This window comes from Pseudoalteromonas sp. S1650 (assembly GCF_005887195.1).
Lineage (GTDB): Bacteria > Pseudomonadota > Gammaproteobacteria > Enterobacterales > Alteromonadaceae > Pseudoalteromonas > Pseudoalteromonas simplex.
In genome coordinates, this window is sequence record NZ_PNDF01000059.1 from 13,600 (window position 1) to 33,026 (window position 19,427).

The following is a 19,427-nucleotide window of genomic DNA, read 5'->3' on the forward strand; positions in this document are numbered from 1 at the left end:
TTATTAGTTCCTTAAAATCCTATATCAAAAAACGATACGTCAATAACTTCGATAAGCCCTGCATCATTGGCTTTTTGTTGAATACCTATGTATTCAACTGCCCCATCTAATCTTGCATCATCAATATCATCCAGCATATCTTGAATGCCTTGAACCTCTTTCACTAAATCATCATCGCCCGCTAAGTAGCGAGGGTCTTTTGTTAGGCGTTTTAACTGTTCACTATAGTTTTCAATTATCGAATTCATATACTTTTCAGAGCCTTGTTGCGCTCTATCTTTACCAGCACTCCGACTACCCCAACTGGCATTACCGCCTTTGGCTTCGATAATTAATACTTTACCGTCTTCTGTTGCATACACTTGGTCAAATTGGCCTTGTTTGCCTTTGCCGGGGAGTTTGCTTGCCAATGGTGTGGCATCTGGATAATTTTGTTTCACATAAATGCGCGCGGCTTCTTCACCCAGTGCTTCACTGGCTAAGCGCATGGCACTTTGCGCTTCTTTTAATGCAGTGGCGTTTCCGGCAAGAAGTGCGGCATCACGCTTGGCGACAGCTTGATTGCGTGCTGCTTCAAACTGTTTGAGGCGCTGTTTAACGTTGTCACTTAAATTAGCATGATTTATCTTTAATTTTTGCGCTATTTTGTTAAACACATTTATTTGGTCCGACACGGGCACTAAATTACCATTTTCGTAACGTAATTTAGGGGGCTTTTTGCCATCAAGGCGACTAATAATGACTTTACCTTCACTGTTGGTATATGCGCGGTAATTGCCGCGAATATCGTCAGACAATTCACTGAGTAAATAGTCAGCATGGTCTTTTGCTGATATATGCGTCGCCACAGCGTGGTTTTTACTTGGCTGTAACTGTGTATCTGGTTTGTTTATTTTGGCTGAAACAGTCGGATGTTCAGCCGTCACAGCGTGTGATAACTGTTTATTTAGCTGCTTGCGTTTAACAATCTCGGCAATCTGAGTCAGTGCTTTATTTGCTTTTGCTAAATACCTTGATTTACTTGCCAGTGAAGCGGCCGCACCCACGCCACCTGTGAGCAGTGCTAATACGACCTCAAATGCCAAAATACCCGTTAATCGTTCTTGCTCTACGTGTGAGTGGGCATCAATATACTCGTAAGGGAAACGCGCTATCGCCAAGCGGGTTTGTTCTTCATCAAGTAGAATGTAAAGTAACTCACATGCTTGAGTAAGTGATTGGGCTGATTTTTGTGAGAAAGAAATAATTGTTTCTAGCTCATATTTAACGGCTTCTTTATCACCGCGAGCAATGGCTTCTATAATTCTAAAGCAAGCAGAGTACACACTTATGTTAATATCGATACCGAGTACAATCAGGTCTGCTACGCCCTCAATAAGTGACTTTGCCCCTTGATAAAAACCAGTGGCATTTGCACCTAGCTCTATCATGTATTGGTTAAATAGGCTTTCTTGTTCAAACAAGGCATCTTCAATGGCCGCTTTTTGTCGAACTTCATTCAGCATTGCTTCTAGGGTCTGCTTAAACTCATTACGCAGTGCAACTAAACGCTGTTCGTCGTCATCAGATGAAGCAATAAAACGAACCTGACTTTGACCTTGCGGCACGTTGGCCAGTTGCGCTTTGCCATTACTGAGTGAGCCGGTGTGCTCATGGCCAAGGCTATCGATAAGCGAGTAACGAATATTGTCTTCAGCACTGCCATCTAGGTAGCAATAGCTTAAGTCTAGTGTGCATAGTGTAGTAGAATCGAGTGAGCTATCAGCCAAATCAAATGATGAAATAGCAGGCGCACGACTCACATTAACGCTTTGTGCACGCGCTGTACTTGGGCTTTCAATATCGTAATCAACGGGGCCATCAAAATTTATAAATGTGCCATCGAGGGTGAGTACATCGGTGGCAATAATCTCAACATTTCCTTGACTGTCGAGTTTAATTTCGCCGCCTTCGTTATGGAGAATTAAATCACCACGGCCTGAGCCTGTAATCGCGATTGACTGGTTGGTTTGCAAAAATGTTGAGCCATTGGGGGCCGAAATAGTTAAGTCACTTGAGTTGGTTTTAAGCTGAATATCGCTTTGCGCAAAGGCTTTAACTGCGCGACCACTGACCATCGACAGTGCTTGACGAGATTCAATAAGAGTGTTTTTTCCTTGCCATGCTTGGCTACCTGCACTTTGCATGTTGATATCGCGGTTTTGAGTGCTGAGCGAAACATTGTTTTTAACATCAATAAACTGATTGTTTTTAATCACAAACTGAATGTTGTCGTTCTCAGTTGTTAGGCAGAGGTCTTTACCTGCATGTAAGTTAATGGTGCCGAGCTGGCTTATCCATTCTATAAATTGGCGGCCTGATTTTTTGGCATTGAGCTCAAGATAGTGCTCACTGGCTAAGGTTTGTAAAATGATTTTAGGTGCTTGCTTGTCATCATCAAACTGCAGCTCGTTTTGCGCCGCACTGACCAGCCTGTTTTGCGTATTATTTGCAGCGGTGACAACGCTTGGCTGCGATTCATTCATCGCAAAACCCATTAAAAACGTGTTGTTAGGGTCGTTATTTATACAGCCAATAAGTACCTCAGAACCACCAACAAGGGGGAAGTGCCAGCCAGTGGCCTGAGGTTGGTTTTGACATGCGTATAAAGCAAGTTGCTGAATTGCTTGGCTTGATTGCGCAATTGGCCTTGCAGTTGTGTCAAAATCAGTTCGCACACGGTAGCAACCTAAATCATCAATGAAACTAGAAGTCGTTAAAGACTCTACCTTAGCCGGAAATACCATAGGTTTGGGTTGATGTGGCAAAGGTTTGGCTTTAAAAGGCGTACCACGTTCGATAAATTGGGCTTTACAACTATAGCGTGTTAAACCTTGGTGACTATTTTCGTCATTAGGTTGTTCACTGCTGTGATACACGCTAACACACAGTAAATCAGCACTACTGCCGGTGCCGGTTTGGTCGTCAATTGCAACTGAGCTACCCGCAAATAAATCACATACATTACCCACTAGCTGCGTTGTTTTATTAAGAGAGGCTAACGCGTTACTGAAATCTTGCGCTTGTAATGAGGCGGCACTGGGTGTTGATGCGCATGGTTCAAAGTAAGATTGACTGTTACTTGCGACCTTTAAATATTGTCCATGGGCCACGCAGTCAGTGCGATCATTGTAAATAGAGTGATGTACTTGGCTGTTAAAAAAGCCAACATAAGCGGTATTTTCATCGTTATTCATACCGGCTGAGTTTTTGACTGATACAACACCGCGCTGCAAATATGGGCTGTTTAAGTTACTATCACTGATCACTAACAGTTCAACGTTATTTTTTGTTTCAAACCAAATAAACAAGCCAAATTGGGTTAGTAAGCGTTGTAGAAAATGCCAGTTGGTTTCCATTGCTTGCACACACTGTGGAAGCGCTGGCAGTGATGATCCGACACGAAAATCAATTTGCCCTGGTGAATAGCCAGCTTGGCCTGCTAAATAAAAAATAACATCTTTTAAATTAACGCCAATAAAAACCTTACTGTTTGTAATGTTTTTTAATGTGCTCAATCTATCTTTAATAACTATTTTATATCGATATTTACCTTTGAATGTACCTAAATTGTCACACTCAAAAATGATCCCTGCTAGGTGGCGAAAAAAATTATCTTTATTAACGAATGTAATTAATGCGCTTTGTAAAAGCAGATGCTCTAAAAGAATTTGCTGGCTGGATTCACCAGTGAGAATAAACTCAAACCCTTGATTTAATTTCTCAATTCCATCTACCTGAGTGACATTTAGGGTTATGTTATTTACATCAATTAATAGTCGAGAATTAGACACATCCTTGTCCTTTTTTAACTAAGTCTTGTAGCAAGAAAGGGGAAAATACACACTTATTAATCAATATTCAATAGAATAATTGTAATCGTAATAATTACGTCATAATTTTGTTCATAATGCAGCTTGGTCTAAATTAATACATTGTTATTAGTTTTTATATTAAATTGAAATTAGTTTTATTTTTGAGCTGTATTGAGTTGACTTTTTTCAAAGGATGTTTGTATTATGCCCCCGTTTTAAGGACTAATGTACCAAAAGTATGACATGACTTTGTACTTTTTTTGGTTAATCAAGGATGATTTTATGGATAAAAAATTATTTATAAATCAAGTCGATAGCTTTTATTTTTTGGCTTGGTCTCTTACTAAAAGTATCTCTTCCTTACTTGATCAGACCGGTATTCCAGCACATCGAGTGTTTTCAGCGTCGGTGATCGATCAGTTTTTCTTTTTCCTGAATAGTCCACCTAAAAATGAAGGTAAAATCATTTTAATTAAAGAAGATATAAGCGCTTATATTGATGAGTTGATTGTTCTAAATACAAAAATAATCTCTTCTGTAGATGATGTGGTTATTAAGTCTCTTGCTGTTGATAACCAAGAAAATAGACGTTCAGGTATTTTTACGAAAATATTCAATAGTCATAAATGGTCCGATTGCGCATCAGTGCGATTTAATCGAGTAATCTGTCCTGTTTACGAAGAAGTTCTTTGTAAAAATTAATTAATCTAATAAATCAATGGGGTTTTGAATGCGTTTTGCAATTAAAAAAGCAGTGCTAATTACTTTGTTTATGTCTTTAACAGCATGTATGAGCACAAATGTAGAGCTAGATATCACTGCGACAGATAATCTTAATTTGAACCAATTTGATGAAGCTCTGCCTGTGGTACTAAGAGTGTATCAACTTTCAGACATACAGAGTTTTAAAACGGCGACGTTTGAAGATTTGTGGAAATCAGATAAGTCAGTTTTATCAAATACGTTGATCACCGTAGAAGAAAAAACAATTAACCCCGCTGAGAAAACAAAAATAGAATTTGAACAAGCAGAAAATGCGCGTTTTGTTGCCATTGTAGCCCTTTTTAGAGATCGCCAAGGTGATAAATGGAAAACGTTTTATCCTCTCGGTGACGGGCCAGTTAAATTATCTACATCGTTAGATGTATTGATTACAAATAACGAAGTTCAATTACCAGATGAAGACGAGGCTGAGTAATGAATGTTAAAGGGCCAATGAAACCTGTATGGGCTGAAGGCGTGTTGCTAGCACAGCAGCATTTTCAGTTGTTTGATGACTACCATGAGCAAAATCAGATTGTTAGACAAGGCTTGATTTCGCCATTGGCCTTTGGTTTGCACCACCTTACTATTGATGAATCCGCTCTCGCTCGCGGTATTTTAAAAGTGATCAGCTTTAAAGCGATTCTTGAAAATGGACGTTTACTTGAGTTTGATCGTCAACATCACGAAGAACTAAAGCTTGAGTTAGCTGCCGATACAGATGAAGTCACTGTGTATCTAGCGATTGCAGCAAATAAAGTTGTGAGCGACATTGAAGGCTATGCAACTAGCGGTCAACTCAGTGCCTATCAAGCAGATTACATTGAGTTTAGTGATCACCACGATGCAGCAAGAAACCGTGAAGTGCTAATTGCACAACCTAATTATATTTTGCTGACAGATAACGATGTAAAAACGTATTTTGATACGCTTGCTTGTATCAAAATTATGCGTGCTGAAGACGGCTCGTTTAAAGTCAGCAAAGAGTTTGTGCCGCCATTATTAACGATACAGGCCTCGTTTTATTTAACCGAGTTGCTTAATAGAACGGCGAATTTGGTAAATGCAAAAGTGAACGTATTGCTTGGCCGTAGAAAGAACTTTGGTTCAGTTACTGATTTTGGACCTAACGAAATGAATAGCTTTCTGTTGTTAAATGCAATGGCACCATCTGCAAAACGTTTAGACCATTTAAAAAGTTTGCAACTTGTTCATCCAGAGCGATTATATTGCGAGCTTGTTGACTTAATTAGCTCTGTGTCGATGTTCGAGCACAGTGATTTAGTGAGTCAAATCCCGCCTTATCAGCATAAGCAATTGACTCATGTCTTTGGCACCCTAGATATTTTATTAAGTAAATTACTTGAAGGTGTTGTTCCTAAGAAAATGGCAGGTCTTAAACTTGAGAAAGTATCGAACGCCATTTATCAGGTTGCCACCATTGATTCAGCCATTTTTGATAATAACGACTTCTACTTGGCCGTTTACTTTGAATCTGAAGATACCAAGTGGATTGATACGTTTAGTGATCAGGTCAAAGTTGGCGCCACAGAAAAGCTCGAAATTATGATTGCATCGGCTCTTGCGGGCGTGCAGTTAACACATTGTCAGCGACCACCTAATAAACTAGCTATCAAAAGTGGCTATGAATACTTCCGTTTAGAGGCTCATGGTTTTATTTGGCAGCAAATTATTGAAGAGCAATCGCTTAGTTTATTTATTCCATTTGGCTTACAAGCGGCGCAAGTCGAAATCGTTACAGTGGCAAGAAATTAGGACGCAAGACAATGCAAGAAGAAAAAAACGAACTTGATTTAATCGCCTGTATTGCGCCAGTGATAAACGCGCTTGCGCCTTTAAAGTTAAAGCAATCGACAGATCTTGAACTAAACGATTTTCGAGAGCAGTTACTTACGAGTTTTGATGAGTTTGAACGTAATTGTTATACCCAGCAAGTAACAACCAGTGTTATGCAGGAAGTTAAGTTTGCCCTGACTGCAATGTGTGATGAATTTGTAATGAGCTCTGGCGCGCATTTTCGAATGGATTGGATGTCGAGACCCTTACAGCTTGAGTTTTTTGGTAATAATCGAGCGGGTGAAGAGTTTTTTGAGCGATTAGCAAAACTTCGTACCGGAGGTGAGCCAAAGTTTGCAGCATTAGAAGTGTATTACATTTGTTTGCAACTTGGCTTTGAGGGTATCTACAAAGTGAAAGGAATTGAGCAACTTAAAGCCTTAATTGTTGATGTTCGTGCGCAAATAGAAGATGTACGCGGTACTCCACGAGGGCAACTATCTGATAATGGCGCGCCACTTGAAGGGTTTGCAATGAAGGTAGGCCGAAACATTCCTTATTGGGTGATTTTATCAATTTGCTTGGCATCGATTGTTTCACTTTTTGCTGGTTTTCATTTTGTTATTAACAAGCAAGCAACTCAGAGCAGCCAACGTATAGATAATCAAGTAGAAGTACTTACGCAATTAAGTAAAACCAACGAGACTCGATAGGAAAAGTAATGCAAGGAAGAGTGAACAAAAGCGGCCTAGTGCACTTTTTACTGGGCTTAGTGTCATCAAGAGCAACAGGGCAGTTAATTGGCTTAATTGCAGTGCTCAGTATTATTTGGTTTGCTGGCCGAATCGTTGGTTTAGACACGACAGATAAAAAGCTTATCGCGATGGCTGCGGTAACAGCTGTTTTTATCATCTTTATTTTTATCCGTTGGTTATGGACAAAGCGATCAGGTGATAAGCTAGCCTCTGAACTTGCGAGCCATAATGCGGGTTCAAGTGCTGAACTTGATGAAATAAAAGAAAAAATGCAAGAAGCACTAAGTTCGTTAAAAGCTTCCCATCTTGGCGCAGGATACCGTGGTAATACAGCTTTGTATGCACTACCTTGGTATATGATTATTGGTCCTTCAGCAACCGGTAAAAGTACATTATTTGCGAACTCTGGTTTGCATTTTCCATATTCAAACTCAAATGAATTACACATCCAAGGCTTTGGTGGCACGCGTAACTGTGATTGGTGGTTTTCAGACCAAGCAATTCTGATCGACACCGCAGGGCGTTACACAACAGAACAATCTGAAAACAAAGAGTGGTTATCTTTTTTAAGCTTGCTCAAAAAATATCGTCCTAAACTGCCTATTAATGGTGTGATGGTCGCGATTAGTGTTGCAGATGTTTTAACATCAGACAGTGAAGAAATTCGTCAACACGTAAAACTAGTTCGTGAGCGTATTGAAGAACTTATTACTCAACTTGGGGTGATCTTCCCAGTTTATATAACCTTTACCAAAACAGACTTGATCAGCGGCTTTGAGCCATTTTTTAATGACTTAACAGAAAAAGAACGTGAGCAAGTGTTTGGTGCTTATTTGCTAGATATTAGCGAAGATCAACAAAATGATCCGGCTGAAATGTTTGAAGTGCGCATGGAGGAGTTATACCAACGCCTTTGTGAGCAACGTTTGAGCAAGGTTGCTCGCGAACGTAATGAGCACCGTAAGCAGCTAATTTTAGATTTCCCGAATCAATTTAAGTCAGCATCAACAAAGTTGACTGAGTTTGTAAACTTGTTATTTAAAGCCAACCCGTATCAAGAGGTTCCATGGTTTGCTGGTGTATATTTTACCTCAGGCACGCAAGAGGGCACACCGATTGAACGTATTACGAATGGAGTAAGGGATCAATTTGGTGCTGTCGTTGTTGAGCAAAAACAAGAAAGCATTACGCAAAGCTACTTTATCAACCGTGTTTTTAATGATGTGATCTTCAAGTTGCAAGACCTAACTCGTGGTAACCGCAAAAAGCGCTTGGTTGGCCGCTGGTTAAAGGGTTTAACAGTGACTTCAGGTTTGGCAAGTATTGCCGCCGTGACAGCATTACTCATTACTTCTTATACCAGTAATCAGCTATTGTTGAATCAAGGTGAAGCCCGTGTCAAAGCGATTGTAGAAGCGAATGTAAATAAAGCAAAAGACGAGCAAAAACTTGCAGCCACGCTTGATTTATTTGAACACTATCAATCGCTTAATAATTATGAAGAGCAGTTGCCATGGTATTTCATTTTTGGCATTTATGAGGGTGACGAAACCCTAACTAGCGTTTCGCAGGTTTTGTTTAATCAATTAAATCAGTTGATCACTCTTCCTGCAGAAAAGCAAACACTTGCGCAGCTCAAAGAGTTTGAGGCTATTTGGTCAGCAGATGATGCCGATGCTCGCGCAGCAAGTCGTCAGGCATATTACGATGCTTTGAAATTACACCTAATGTTAAGTGCTCACCCTGAACACAAAGACGATGAGTTTGCCAAGCAGCAGTTACTTAGTTTTATTAGCCAGCACTTTAACATTGAGATTGATGCTCAAGCTGATTCACCGATCACCTCACAATTAAACGATTTAGTTGATTTATATTTAGCGAACATAAGCACAGATCTAGAGAACCCAGGTGAAATTTTATTTTGGCAAAATAATGAAACGGCTGTACTGAATGCAAGAAATAGCCTGAACACACAACCAGAAGCCGAACCTCTATATCAACAAATTATTAGTAGCTTTGCTGAGCGTAAAAAAGCCATTCAGCTTAAACAGTTTATGGCTGCGAAAAATCGCGATGTACTGAAAAGCAACTTTAGCATTCCTTATGTCTATACCAATGCCGGTTGGCAAGAGTATGTTTATCCAGAAATTAAACGTATTTCTCGACTGGTATTCTCTGGTGATTGGGTAATGGGCACAAGTAATGAAAGCGGTCAAAATGCGGTTGATGAAGCGCAAGCTGATGCACTGGCAAAAGCAATGCGTAGTTATTACTTTAAAGACTATGGCAATACATGGTTCGCGTTTTTGAACAGTATAAAAGTGCCTACTTTTAGAGATTTAAATGATGCCAGTATTAATTTTGCTCGCCTTTCGTCTACTGATGGACCACTCATTGATCTGATGACGTTGGTGAATGACAACATCGTTGTTGCAGATAAACCATCTGCGGTTAGTGCAAACAACGACAAAATAGCGACCATTCTTTCTGGTGCAACAGATACTGCGGCTAAAAAAGTGGCCAAAGGAAAGCTAGCAAAGCAAGTTGCAGAGCGCCCTGATTTTTCTCAAGTTAGTACTGTTAGAGCCCCTGAACTTGAAACGCGTTTTGCTGACTTGCGTCGCTTCTCGCAGCATGATGAAGATAAGCAGATGTCTGATTATATGAGTCAGTACATTAGTTCTTTGAGCAGCATTCACTCAGATATAAAAGCGATGGCTGCTAGCAATGAAGATGATGCGCAAGCAATGGTGTTTGTACAAGACTTATTGTCTGGAAATAGCCAAGATAATGCATTGCAATCGTCTTGGATCATTATAGAAAGCCAAACTCGAGCGCTAGACCCAGAAACAAAAGACACGCTTGACGTGCTATTTAAAGCCCCATTGCAGTCAGGTATTGCAAGTATCATGGCAAAAGCACGTAGCCAGTTAAATGAAGAGTGGGAAAACCAGGTTTATACCATGTATAGCAACAGCATTGCTGGCAAGTACCCATTCAATTTGACTGGCCCTGATGCTGCTATTGCCGATGTTTCTGAGTTCTTAAATAGTGAAACTGGGGTGCTTTGGAACTTTATTAATAGCCAACTTAAACCATTCATGAAAGTACGCCGAGGTGTATGGGAAGAAAAGCAATGGAACGGTGTGGGGATTGGTTTTAATCAAGAGCTATTAGACGGTTTAACAAAAGCAAATAAAGTAACACGCTCTTTATTCTTGAACGGCTCAGACGCGGCTGGTTTTAACTTCCAAATGATGCCTGTACCACAAAAAGGCATTCGCGAAACGTATTTAGGTTTCTCTGAGCAAGGTTATCGCTATAGAAATGAACCGGAAGAGTGGCGTAATTTCTCATGGCCAGGAAGAGGCGCAGCAGAAAAAGCTATTTTGTATGGTTTAGATAACGCCGGACGAAGAGTCACTATTGAGCAAGATGGTCCATGGGCTTTATTAAAAGTACTTAACGAAGCAAATGTGAAATGGATTAAGGGTACAGAGTTTCTTGCTACCTGGGAATTAGTTGATAAATCAGAGCAAAGTTTAACAGTCCAGTTCTCATTAAAGTCTGGTCGCAATAGCGGTATTTTTTCAAAGTACATGTTGACCTCTTTTGCATTGCCTAATTCGTTGTTTGCACCTAAGCCACAACTTGCGCAAGCAAGCAGAGCCTCGGTTCAATAGGGGCAGGTATGTTTAATTTGTTCACCAAGAAAAAGTCGCCAACGCTGGTTAAGCAGTTTACCTACGGGTACATGGGTAAAACACCTGTTAGGCCTGACTTTGTAAAGTTAAATATATCTTCTAGGGAATCAGTAGCACTAGACCATTGGTTGCAAGAAGGTTTCGCGCATATAAACCGTGGTGTTATTGGCGGTAAAACAACTGCATTAAATGGAGTTTCTTCGTTATTTTTTGTATCTGGTAACAGTGACGACAGCAGTTTGTTTGGTGTTTTACAGCCAAGCACTGATAGCAGTGGTCGTTTTTACCCGTTTAGTTCGTTTATTCATAGCGGACTTGAGACTTACAAACGTCACCCTGCTTTTCTATTTTTATATGCAAGCCATGTCATTGAGCATCTATTAGGGGTTAATCAGCGCATCGTTGAAGCACATTCAATTGATGCGATGGCTGAGCAAGCTAAATCGTATAGTAAAGTGGCCGATGCATTAAAGCAGCAGCCAAATCTAAATCAAGAGCTTGATAAATTACGCAGTATTCCGATGAGTGTGGTTTGGCAGCATTTAGGGATCAAAGACATTCATCACCGAGCTGTTTTAATTGAAGAGCTTTCAGCGGTATTAAAGTCGATTGCGAATAGAGGTTGCCTACGTACACAGTTTGGTATTCGACTACCTATGCCACACTTTAGTCACGAAAGTGCCCTGGTTGCAGGTTTTTGGCTACATTTAATTGCTTCGATCGTTGCCGATCATAATTGGCAACCTTGGTTCTTTTACCAGCTAGGAAATGAAAGTTCGCAACCGAGCCTAACGGTGTTTTGTCGCCCTGTGCCGGCATCTTATTTTGGTTCAGTGTGGCTTGCTGAGAATAAGTCAAAAGACATTATTGATTTAGTAAACCTCTCACTAGACAAAGTGCCGAGCGAATACAGCCTTAATTTTGCTGATATGGACAATGTGAGTGTTTACGATGCGCTCAGAAGGTGGTGCAAAGCATGAGTGTAGTTAATCCGCATACCCATAACAGCTGGGAGCTGTGGCTTGAAGAGCTTCGTAAGCCACTTTCGGGGCTTGCGTGTGGTGAAGATCTAAAATACGAAGAAACCTTTAAAGCACTTAAAGCTTCATCATCAGGTGTGGGCGAAGTTGATTTTAAAGTCATGTTTATTCAAGCCACTGACCTTTTGCAAAACCAAAGTAAAGATTTACGTTTAGTGAGCTACTTGTGCCTCGCGGCTACCAGTGAGTTTGGCGTGGTGGGTTTAACCCATTCTTTAAAACTGTTTAATCAACTATTAAGTCAGTTTAGTGAACAGATTCATCCTTTAAAAGCACGTATGCGTTGTGCGGTTAACACGTGGTTTTTACAGCAGCAAGAACGCTTAAAAGGAATCGCCCAAGCTCAATCATCGAGCCCTGAGCAATGGGCTGAATTAGAGACTGTGTTAGCTGAATATAATCAGGTTTCAGTGCCTGTACTTGATGCTGAATCAGGGCCTTTATCAACTCTGAATGAGTGGGTTAGAGAACAAGTAATTCGCAATCCTGTTGCTAAGCCAGAGCCAGAAGTTAAAGCAGAGCCTAAAGCAAAAGAGACGACCGTAGTTAGCGAGCTAACGACTGAGCCCGTAGCGCTACAAGTTGTTCAGGCAAAACCAGTGACAACTGCACCTAAAGTGGCTGACATTGCCAGCGATAGTGCTTACCTAGCAGCAATTCGTGAGCTGCTTAATTTTGATAAAGAACAAAACAACATTGAACGGGTTTTAAAGCTCTCGCGTGCAGCACGTTGGTCTGGATTAGCGTTACCTGCCAATGAAAATGGCAAAACAAGACTGCCAGCGCCGCGTGCGGCTGCCTTCGCCCCCATTGAAAACGCACTGGCAACGGAACAAGCAGAGCAAGCATTGTTACTTGCTGAGGGTTTGTTTATGGAAGGTGCAATGCAGTTTAATTTGAATCTGCAAATGCTTACTTTGTCAGCGCTGAAACAGCTAAATAAAGCAAAATTAGTACAGTGGTTAGAGCAACAGCTAGTCTCTTTAGTCAGTCAATTTCCGTTATTAACCAATTTAAAATATGACGATGGTTCGGGGTTATGCAGCCCACAAAACAAAGAAGCGTTATTAGACATTGCCAATTCACATGCTTCGCAAAATGAAACAACTCAAGTGCAAGCAAATCCATTTGACGAGCATTACATAGCCTTAAGCGAGCAAGTTGCAAAAGGGCAGTTAAGTGCAGCACTTAGCTTGGTTGCACAATTAAGTACGCCAACTGGATTCGACCAAGCTCAAAGTCAATTGCTTAAAGCTAAGCTGCTACTTAAAGCAGAGCATTATGAGCACGCATTGGCAATTTTAACCGAATTACTCGAGCAAATTGAAACTTATCAATTAGCGAAGTGGCAACAACAGTTTTGCATGGAAGTATGGCGTTTCGCCAAGCAATGTTATGCCAATTTGTCTCAGACAGAGAGTGATGACATGAGTTTAGCTGCTAAGCAAATTAGTCAGCGAATGATGGTTACAAACCCGGCTCAAGCAATAGCCTGGGTGTAACACGCCTAATTGGAATTTAGTCGTTAGACAAACAAACTGCAAAGGAAGAAACATGACAGATACATTTCAAAAAGAGATCCCACGAGCTCGGATCAACATATCGTTAGAGCTTGATACTGATGGGGCATCACAAAAAAGCGAATTGCCTTTAAAAATGCTGGTTATTGGTGACTATTCTAATGGTCAGAATAGCCAAGAACTTGCTGAGCGCGAACGCGTGACGATCAATAAAAATAACATTGAGCAAGTGCTGAAAGATATCGCGCCAAAAGCGAACTTTCAGGTGGCAAATAAGATTAAAGGCGACGGTGATATCAATGTTAATTTGCAGTTTGATTCATTTAAATCGTTCGATCCAGAGCAGGTTGCTGCACAGGTGCCTGAATTAAACAAAATGATGGCAATGCGTAATTTATTACGTGACTTAAAATCAAACCTTCTTGATAACTCATCACTTAGAAAAGAGTTGGAACGTGTTTTACAAAACCAACCAGAACTTGATGAGCTAAAAGCCAAGCTAGATGAAATAGCACCGCTTGCTTCTGAAGATGAAAAACAACCTGTGACGGAATAAGGACGCCGCTATGTCAATGCAAGAACAATTAAATGTAGCTGCTCACACGGTAGAGCAAGCGCCATTATCAACTTATGAAAACCTATGTAGCATGGTTGATATTGCCCCTGTAGGCGATGAAATCAAACTAGATACATTTAGAGATGCAGGTAATCTAGCAGAAACACGTGCGAATGAGCGCCTTACTGCCGCTATTAATGTCTTTTTAGATATGGCAGGTATGAGTGGCGAAGAAGTAACACGCATCGATAAGCTATTGCTTGATGATTATATTGCAAAAGTAGACACCATTATTTCGCAGCAGTTGGATCAGATTTTACACCACCCTGATTTTCAGAAAGTAGAATCAGCGTGGCGTTCACTGCGTTATTTAATTAACCGCACGCCAAATAACGCGAATATCAAAATTGAAATGCTCGATGTTGATAAAGAAACATTGCGTGATGACTTTGAAGAAGCGCCAGATACCACACAATCAGCGTTATATAAGCATGTTTACACATCAGATTATGATACTCCTGGTGGCGAACCGGTATCGACTATGGTGTCTAACTTTGAGTTTGATTGCTCAGCGCCAGACGTTTCACTACTACAAGAAATCTCGCGCGTTTCGGCAGCGGCGCATTGTCCATTTATGGGCAGCGTAGGTCCTAAATTTTTCTTAAAAGAGTCATTAGACGAAGTATCTAAAATTCAAGATATTGGCTCTTATATGGAGCGTGCAGAATTCTTACGCTGGAAAAACTTCCGCGAGTCAGAAGACTCTCGTTATATTGGTCTTGCTTTCCCGCGTTTCTTACTACGTTTACCGTATGGTGAAACAAACCCAATTCGTAACTTTAACTACCAAGAAGATGTGAACAGTCAGTACCACGAGCGCTATTTATGGGGTAATGCAACATTTGCATTTGCTGCCAACATTATTCGTAGCTTCCATGATAATGGCTGGTCTGTGAATATTCGTGGCCCGCAATCAGGTGGTAAAGTTGAAAATCTACCATTGCACTCATTTGAAGCAGGTAAAGGCTCTGAAACTAAAATCCCTACAGAAGTGCTTATCTCAGAGACCAAAGAGCTTGAGTTTGCTAACCAAGGCTTTATTCCTCTTAGCTATTACAAAAACTCTGACTTTGCGTGTTTTTTCTCGGCAAATAGTGCCCAGAAGCCGCAAGTACTTGAAACAGCTGAAGCAACTGCAAACGCCCGTATTAACTCGCGTTTACCTTATATCTTCTTAGTATCGCGTATTGCTCACTACTTAAAAGTATTGCAGCGTGAAAATATTGGTTCGAGCAAACCTCGTCATGAGCTAGAGCAGCAGTTAAACGATTGGTTAGGTGCGTTAGTAACGAAGATGAATAACCCAGATGAGTCGTTAATTGCAACACACCCGCTCAAAGACGCAAAAGTAACGGTATCTGAGATCCCAGGTAACCCAGGTTATTACCGCGTGAGCACTTACATTGTGCCGCACTTCCAAGTTGAAGGTATTGATGTTCGCCTTGCGCTTGTTGGGCAAATGCCTGGCGAAAAATGAACTGCCAAGCCGCCGATGAAACGGATTTAAGCAGGCTGTGTAAAGACGTCAATTTGGTGAGTAGCTGGTTGGTGTAAAAGAATGGCCCCAAGTTGGTTGCAGCCAACTTGGGACATGTTCCCCAGTGGCATGAAGCATCGGGCTTTTTGGGGGGCATAAACAAGGTTGTTTATGCCTATGCCATTAAACAGGAAACAATTCATTCTAAAAGGAGAATAATGAAATGGCAATTCCAGCGTATATGTGGTTAAAGGATGACCAAGGTAATGACATCAAAGGTTCTGTAACTGTTGCAGAGCGCGAAGGTTCAATTGAGATCCTACACTTTGATCATGAACTTCGCATTCCTACAGATAACGACACTGGCGAATTAACAGGTACTCGTAAGCACGAACCTTTTGTTATTACAAAAGCGGTTGATGCAGCAACACCATACCTGTACAAAGCGTGCTCAAACGGTCAAACACTTAAGCAACTTGAGCTTAAATGGTACCGTATTGATGACACAGGGACCGAGCGTGAATATTTCTGCCACAAGTTGGAAGATGTAAAAATCACCTCAATTCTACCAACAATGCATAACGTAAAAGACTTAGACAAGGAGCGTTACCCGCACCTTGAAACTGTTAGCCTACGTTATAAGCGCATTACGTGGACTTACCTTGATGGCAACATCGAGTTCTCTGACTCTTGGACTGAAGGTCGATAAGTCAGCAAAATTAAAGGATATGCGAAAGCATATCCTTTTCTTAGAGGTAAGTTTATGGCGTTATTCGATTTTTTAACTCAACCAGTCACACGAAATGGTCATCAAGGTTTTCAAACTGATGAGCAAAACAGTGTCTGCAAACATCTAAATGAATTACTTAATGCGCGTCGTGGCGTGTTAAAACATTTGGCCGATTATGGGTTGCCTGATGTCGAAGATATCTACGAGGGCCTTCCGTACTCACAGCACACCTTGGCGTTTGAAGTTAAAAAATTGATAGAAAAATACGAGCCAAGGGTTCGCTATGCCAATGTCATTCCTATGGAAATTCGTGAAGAAAATTGCGTGATTAGGCTTGATATACAAGCATTTTTAACCTCAGGACAATGTATCAAACTTAACACCCGATTTGAGTCGGGTGGTAAAGCCGATGTGGCAGAGCATGCCAAGCAGTTTGATTAATTCAGCGTAAAAGGATAGTTCAATGCAACAGTATTTTGATGCACAAATGCGCTTATTAACCCAAGCCGGCAAACAGTTTGCTCAGCATTACCCTGAGCACGCAGGCATGTTAAATATCGATGCGCTAAAAGATCGTGACCCCCATATTGAACGACTACTAGAAGGTGTTGCCTATTTAACTGCGCATACGCAAAAGCGTTTAGATGAGTCTGTTCCTGAGGTATCAGAGCAAGTGTTGCGTCAGCTATGCCCTATATTATTGAGCTATTACCCATCAAGCACGGTTGTAAAGTTTAGCCCTAAGTTGGCAATGCAAAAATCACATCTTATTGAAAAAGGGCTGACGCTAAGCGCTGATAAGTCAGTGGTTGATAAAAAACATATCACCTTTACAACAACGCACGACCTACAAGTTAGTCCCCTTGATGTTGAGCATGTGCGTTATCAAGAGTCGCATTTAGGATCTGAGCTACGTATTGGCCTACGCTTTGTTTGCCAAGGTGAGCGCAAAAATTACGACCTTGCAAATTTACAGTTTTACTTACGTGGTGACACGCCTTTATGTAGTTCTTTGTTTAAGCTTTTAAAAACAGCAGAGCAGTATACTGAGCTTGATTTTGGCCCCTCGCATTTTGAACATAATAAAAAGTTAAAAGTAAAAGGTTGTAGTGCTACTTATTTAGATATAGATGGCGCCTTATTACCGCATGCAGAACAAAGCCATCCGGGCTATGCGCTGCTGTTAGACTACTTTAACGCGAAAGACCGTTTTTACTTTATGCGCTTTGATGGTTTAAAAGATCTGACCTTACCTGAGCATATCGATCGATTTGAGCTAGTGTTTAGAGGCAGTAGTAAATTACCACCGGGTCATCAATTAAGCCGCGATAATATTTTACTCAATTGCGTGCCAGCTATTAATTTGTTTGCACAACCTGCAGAGCCAATACGCATAGAGTCAAACCGCACTGATTACATGATCACCGCTGATCAAAACAGAACAGATCATATCTTCAGTTACACCGTTAATGAGGTTAAAGGACGCAACTCATTAAGTGGCAAATCGTATGATTATACCCCCAGATATCAAAGCGTGTTTGAAGACGAAAAGAAACTGTTTACCGTTTTAACGAAAGATGTAGGCGGGGCTGCGCCGTGCCACTATTTACAGCTGCCATTTAACCTTGAAGAAGAAAAAGAAACCTTATCGGTTGATTTAACCGTTTTTAATGCTGGTTGGCCAAGGCAGTTACTCCAAGAGGGCGATTTAAACATTGGCGGCCCAGATATGCCAAGCATTGCCAATGTAGAAAATGTAATTCGCCCGACTAACTATTTGCCATGCCCTGAACAACCAAAGCATTGGCAGTTGATAAGCCTATTAAATGTGAAGTTTTCACAGATTACACAAGTCACCGAATTAAAACGCTTGCTGGTATTATTTGATTGGTCACAAAAAGCTGAAAACCGATTACGTATTGATAGCATTCAAAAAATTACCGCAACACCGATTAGTCAAATTAAGCGTGGCATTTTTATTAAAGGTGTTGATGTACTGATTGATATTGATGAAAGCAAATTTGTTTGTGATGCCGACTTATACCACTTTTGCAATATGCTGCATCAATTCTTTTTAATGTATGCGCCAATTAACGAAAGCGTGCAAACCCGAGTCAATGCGATTCCGAGTTATAAAACCCACTGCTGGGAAATTGAACCGGGCAAGAGTTATCAGTTATGAATATGCACGAGTCAATAAATCACCCTGTTTGGGCAAAGTTACCTGAACCAATAGAAAAGCTGATTGCAGCTCCTTGGCAGTTTAATTTGTTTAAGGCGATGAGCCTAATTGAAAAACATTGGGCAACCCCTTTAGAACTTGAAAAAGGGATTAGCGAGCGAGTTATCTTTAAGCCTTATAAAGAACTTGGCTTTCCTGCCACTGATGTACGTAGCTGCGAATTAGATAACCTTGGTCGTGGCCGATTAAGCTTATCGACATCATTTTTAGGCTTGTATGGTGTAGATGCACCTATGCCACATTATTTACTCGAGCAGGCGGCAAGTGATCAAGAAAGTGGGGGCCGAGTAAGGCGGTTTTTAGACATGTTTAATCATGTGCTTTATTGCCAATTGTTTCAAGCATGGAAAAAGTCGCACATCAATGTTGAAGGCCGTGGTGCAGAGCAATTCGATCATTTAATCGAAGCCATCTTATCAACCAAAACTGAGCAGAAAGTTCAGTGCGGTATCGCCAGTTTAAAACAAACCAGCGCTGCGGGTTTAGCGCAATTACTTCGCCACTCACTAGAGGTTGAGCAACTGACTGTGGATGACACCCGAGCAAATTGGCAACAAATCGACTCGCCAAGTTCATTTGGTCAAGATCAACAGATGGTGTTAGGCGAGTCAGCGGTTCTTGGTGAGCGCGTATTAGTCAGTGGTAGCGTACTGACCATAGTGATTGGTCCTGTGGACTCTGACACCGCGATAGCGCTTAATCCTCAGCACTCACAAGGCAAAAAAATGGCTGCCATGTTAAGCACTCATTTACCTAGTAATGTGCAATGGATTTGTCAAATTAAGGTGGCTAATCAAGCAGTAACAGAGCAAGCCTTAGGGCAAAACGATTTGCTACTCGGTCACAACTCTTATTTAGGCTGCGCTGAAGCAAATATCAGCGTGCACAGTTACACACATCAACAATATCAACATTAAAAGTAATCAGGAT

General features: G+C 41.0%; 14 protein-coding genes. 13 read left to right on the forward strand and 1 reads right to left on the reverse strand.

Annotated elements, in window-relative coordinates:
• Positions 1-11 precede the first annotated feature (11 nt).
• Complete coding sequence (locus CWB80_RS16600) at positions 12-3,833, reverse strand: contractile injection system protein, VgrG/Pvc8 family (RefSeq protein WP_138599199.1); 3,822 nt, start codon at positions 3,831-3,833, stop codon at positions 12-14.
• 303 nt (positions 3,834-4,136) lie between these two features.
• Here CWB80_RS16600 and CWB80_RS16605 point away from each other — a divergent pair, with 303 nt between their 5' ends.
• The 13 genes from CWB80_RS16605 to tssG all read left to right on the forward strand — a co-directional run bounded on the left by CWB80_RS16605 (position 4,137) and on the right by tssG (position 19,414).
• Positions 4,137-4,556, forward strand: coding sequence for a hypothetical protein (locus CWB80_RS16605; protein ID WP_138599200.1), 420 nt, complete (start codon positions 4,137-4,139; stop codon positions 4,554-4,556).
• Positions 4,557-4,584: 28 nt separating this feature from the next.
• Positions 4,585-5,052 (forward strand): type VI secretion system lipoprotein TssJ, encoded by a 468-nt coding sequence (tssJ, locus tag CWB80_RS16610; protein WP_082389302.1) that lies wholly within the window; start codon positions 4,585-4,587, stop codon positions 5,050-5,052.
• Positions 5,052-6,392 carry a type VI secretion system baseplate subunit TssK gene (tssK, locus tag CWB80_RS16615; protein ID WP_054554076.1) on the forward strand — a complete coding sequence of 447 codons (1,341 nt, stop codon included), beginning with the start codon at positions 5,052-5,054 and terminating at the stop codon, positions 6,390-6,392. The genes tssJ and tssK overlap by 1 nt, the downstream gene beginning before the upstream one ends.
• A gap of 11 nt (positions 6,393-6,403) precedes the next feature.
• Positions 6,404-7,126, forward strand: a complete 723-nt coding sequence (gene icmH / locus CWB80_RS16620) for a type IVB secretion system protein IcmH/DotU (protein WP_138599201.1) — start codon at positions 6,404-6,406, stop codon at positions 7,124-7,126.
• An 8-nt stretch (positions 7,127-7,134) separates the two neighbouring features.
• A complete protein-coding gene (gene tssM / locus CWB80_RS16625; RefSeq protein ID WP_054554074.1) occupies positions 7,135-10,851 on the forward strand; it encodes a type VI secretion system membrane subunit TssM in 3,717 nt (1,238 codons plus the stop codon).
• Positions 10,852-10,859: 8 nt separating this feature from the next.
• Positions 10,860-11,852 (forward strand): type VI secretion system-associated protein TagF, encoded by a 993-nt coding sequence (gene tagF, locus CWB80_RS16630; protein ID WP_138599202.1) that lies wholly within the window; start codon positions 10,860-10,862, stop codon positions 11,850-11,852.
• A complete protein-coding gene (locus CWB80_RS16635) occupies positions 11,849-13,414 on the forward strand; it encodes a TssA family type VI secretion system protein (RefSeq protein ID WP_138599203.1) in 1,566 nt (521 codons plus the stop codon). The genes tagF and CWB80_RS16635 overlap by 4 nt, the downstream gene beginning before the upstream one ends.
• Before the next feature lie 52 nt (positions 13,415-13,466).
• Positions 13,467-13,988: a type VI secretion system contractile sheath small subunit gene (gene tssB, locus CWB80_RS16640; protein WP_054554071.1), complete on the forward strand. Its 522-nt coding sequence runs from the start codon at positions 13,467-13,469 to the stop codon at positions 13,986-13,988.
• 10 nt (positions 13,989-13,998) lie between these two features.
• A complete protein-coding gene (gene tssC, locus CWB80_RS16645; RefSeq protein WP_138599204.1) occupies positions 13,999-15,525 on the forward strand; it encodes a type VI secretion system contractile sheath large subunit in 1,527 nt (508 codons plus the stop codon).
• Positions 15,526-15,748: 223 nt separating this feature from the next.
• The gene (locus CWB80_RS16650) at positions 15,749-16,234 is read left to right on the forward strand and encodes an Hcp family type VI secretion system effector (RefSeq protein ID WP_054554067.1); all 486 of its coding nucleotides are present in this window, start codon (positions 15,749-15,751) and stop codon (positions 16,232-16,234) included.
• 54 nt (positions 16,235-16,288) lie between these two features.
• Complete coding sequence (tssE, locus tag CWB80_RS16655) at positions 16,289-16,696, forward strand: type VI secretion system baseplate subunit TssE (protein ID WP_054554066.1); 408 nt, start codon at positions 16,289-16,291, stop codon at positions 16,694-16,696.
• Positions 16,697-16,718: 22 nt separating this feature from the next.
• On the forward strand, positions 16,719-18,437 hold the full coding sequence (gene tssF, locus CWB80_RS16660; protein WP_054554065.1) for a type VI secretion system baseplate subunit TssF: 1,719 nt from the start codon (positions 16,719-16,721) through the stop codon (positions 18,435-18,437).
• Positions 18,434-19,414 (forward strand): type VI secretion system baseplate subunit TssG, encoded by a 981-nt coding sequence (gene tssG, locus CWB80_RS16665; protein WP_054554064.1) that lies wholly within the window; start codon positions 18,434-18,436, stop codon positions 19,412-19,414. Before tssF ends, tssG begins: the two co-directional genes overlap by 4 nt.
• The last annotated feature ends 13 nt before the right edge of the window (positions 19,415-19,427 follow it).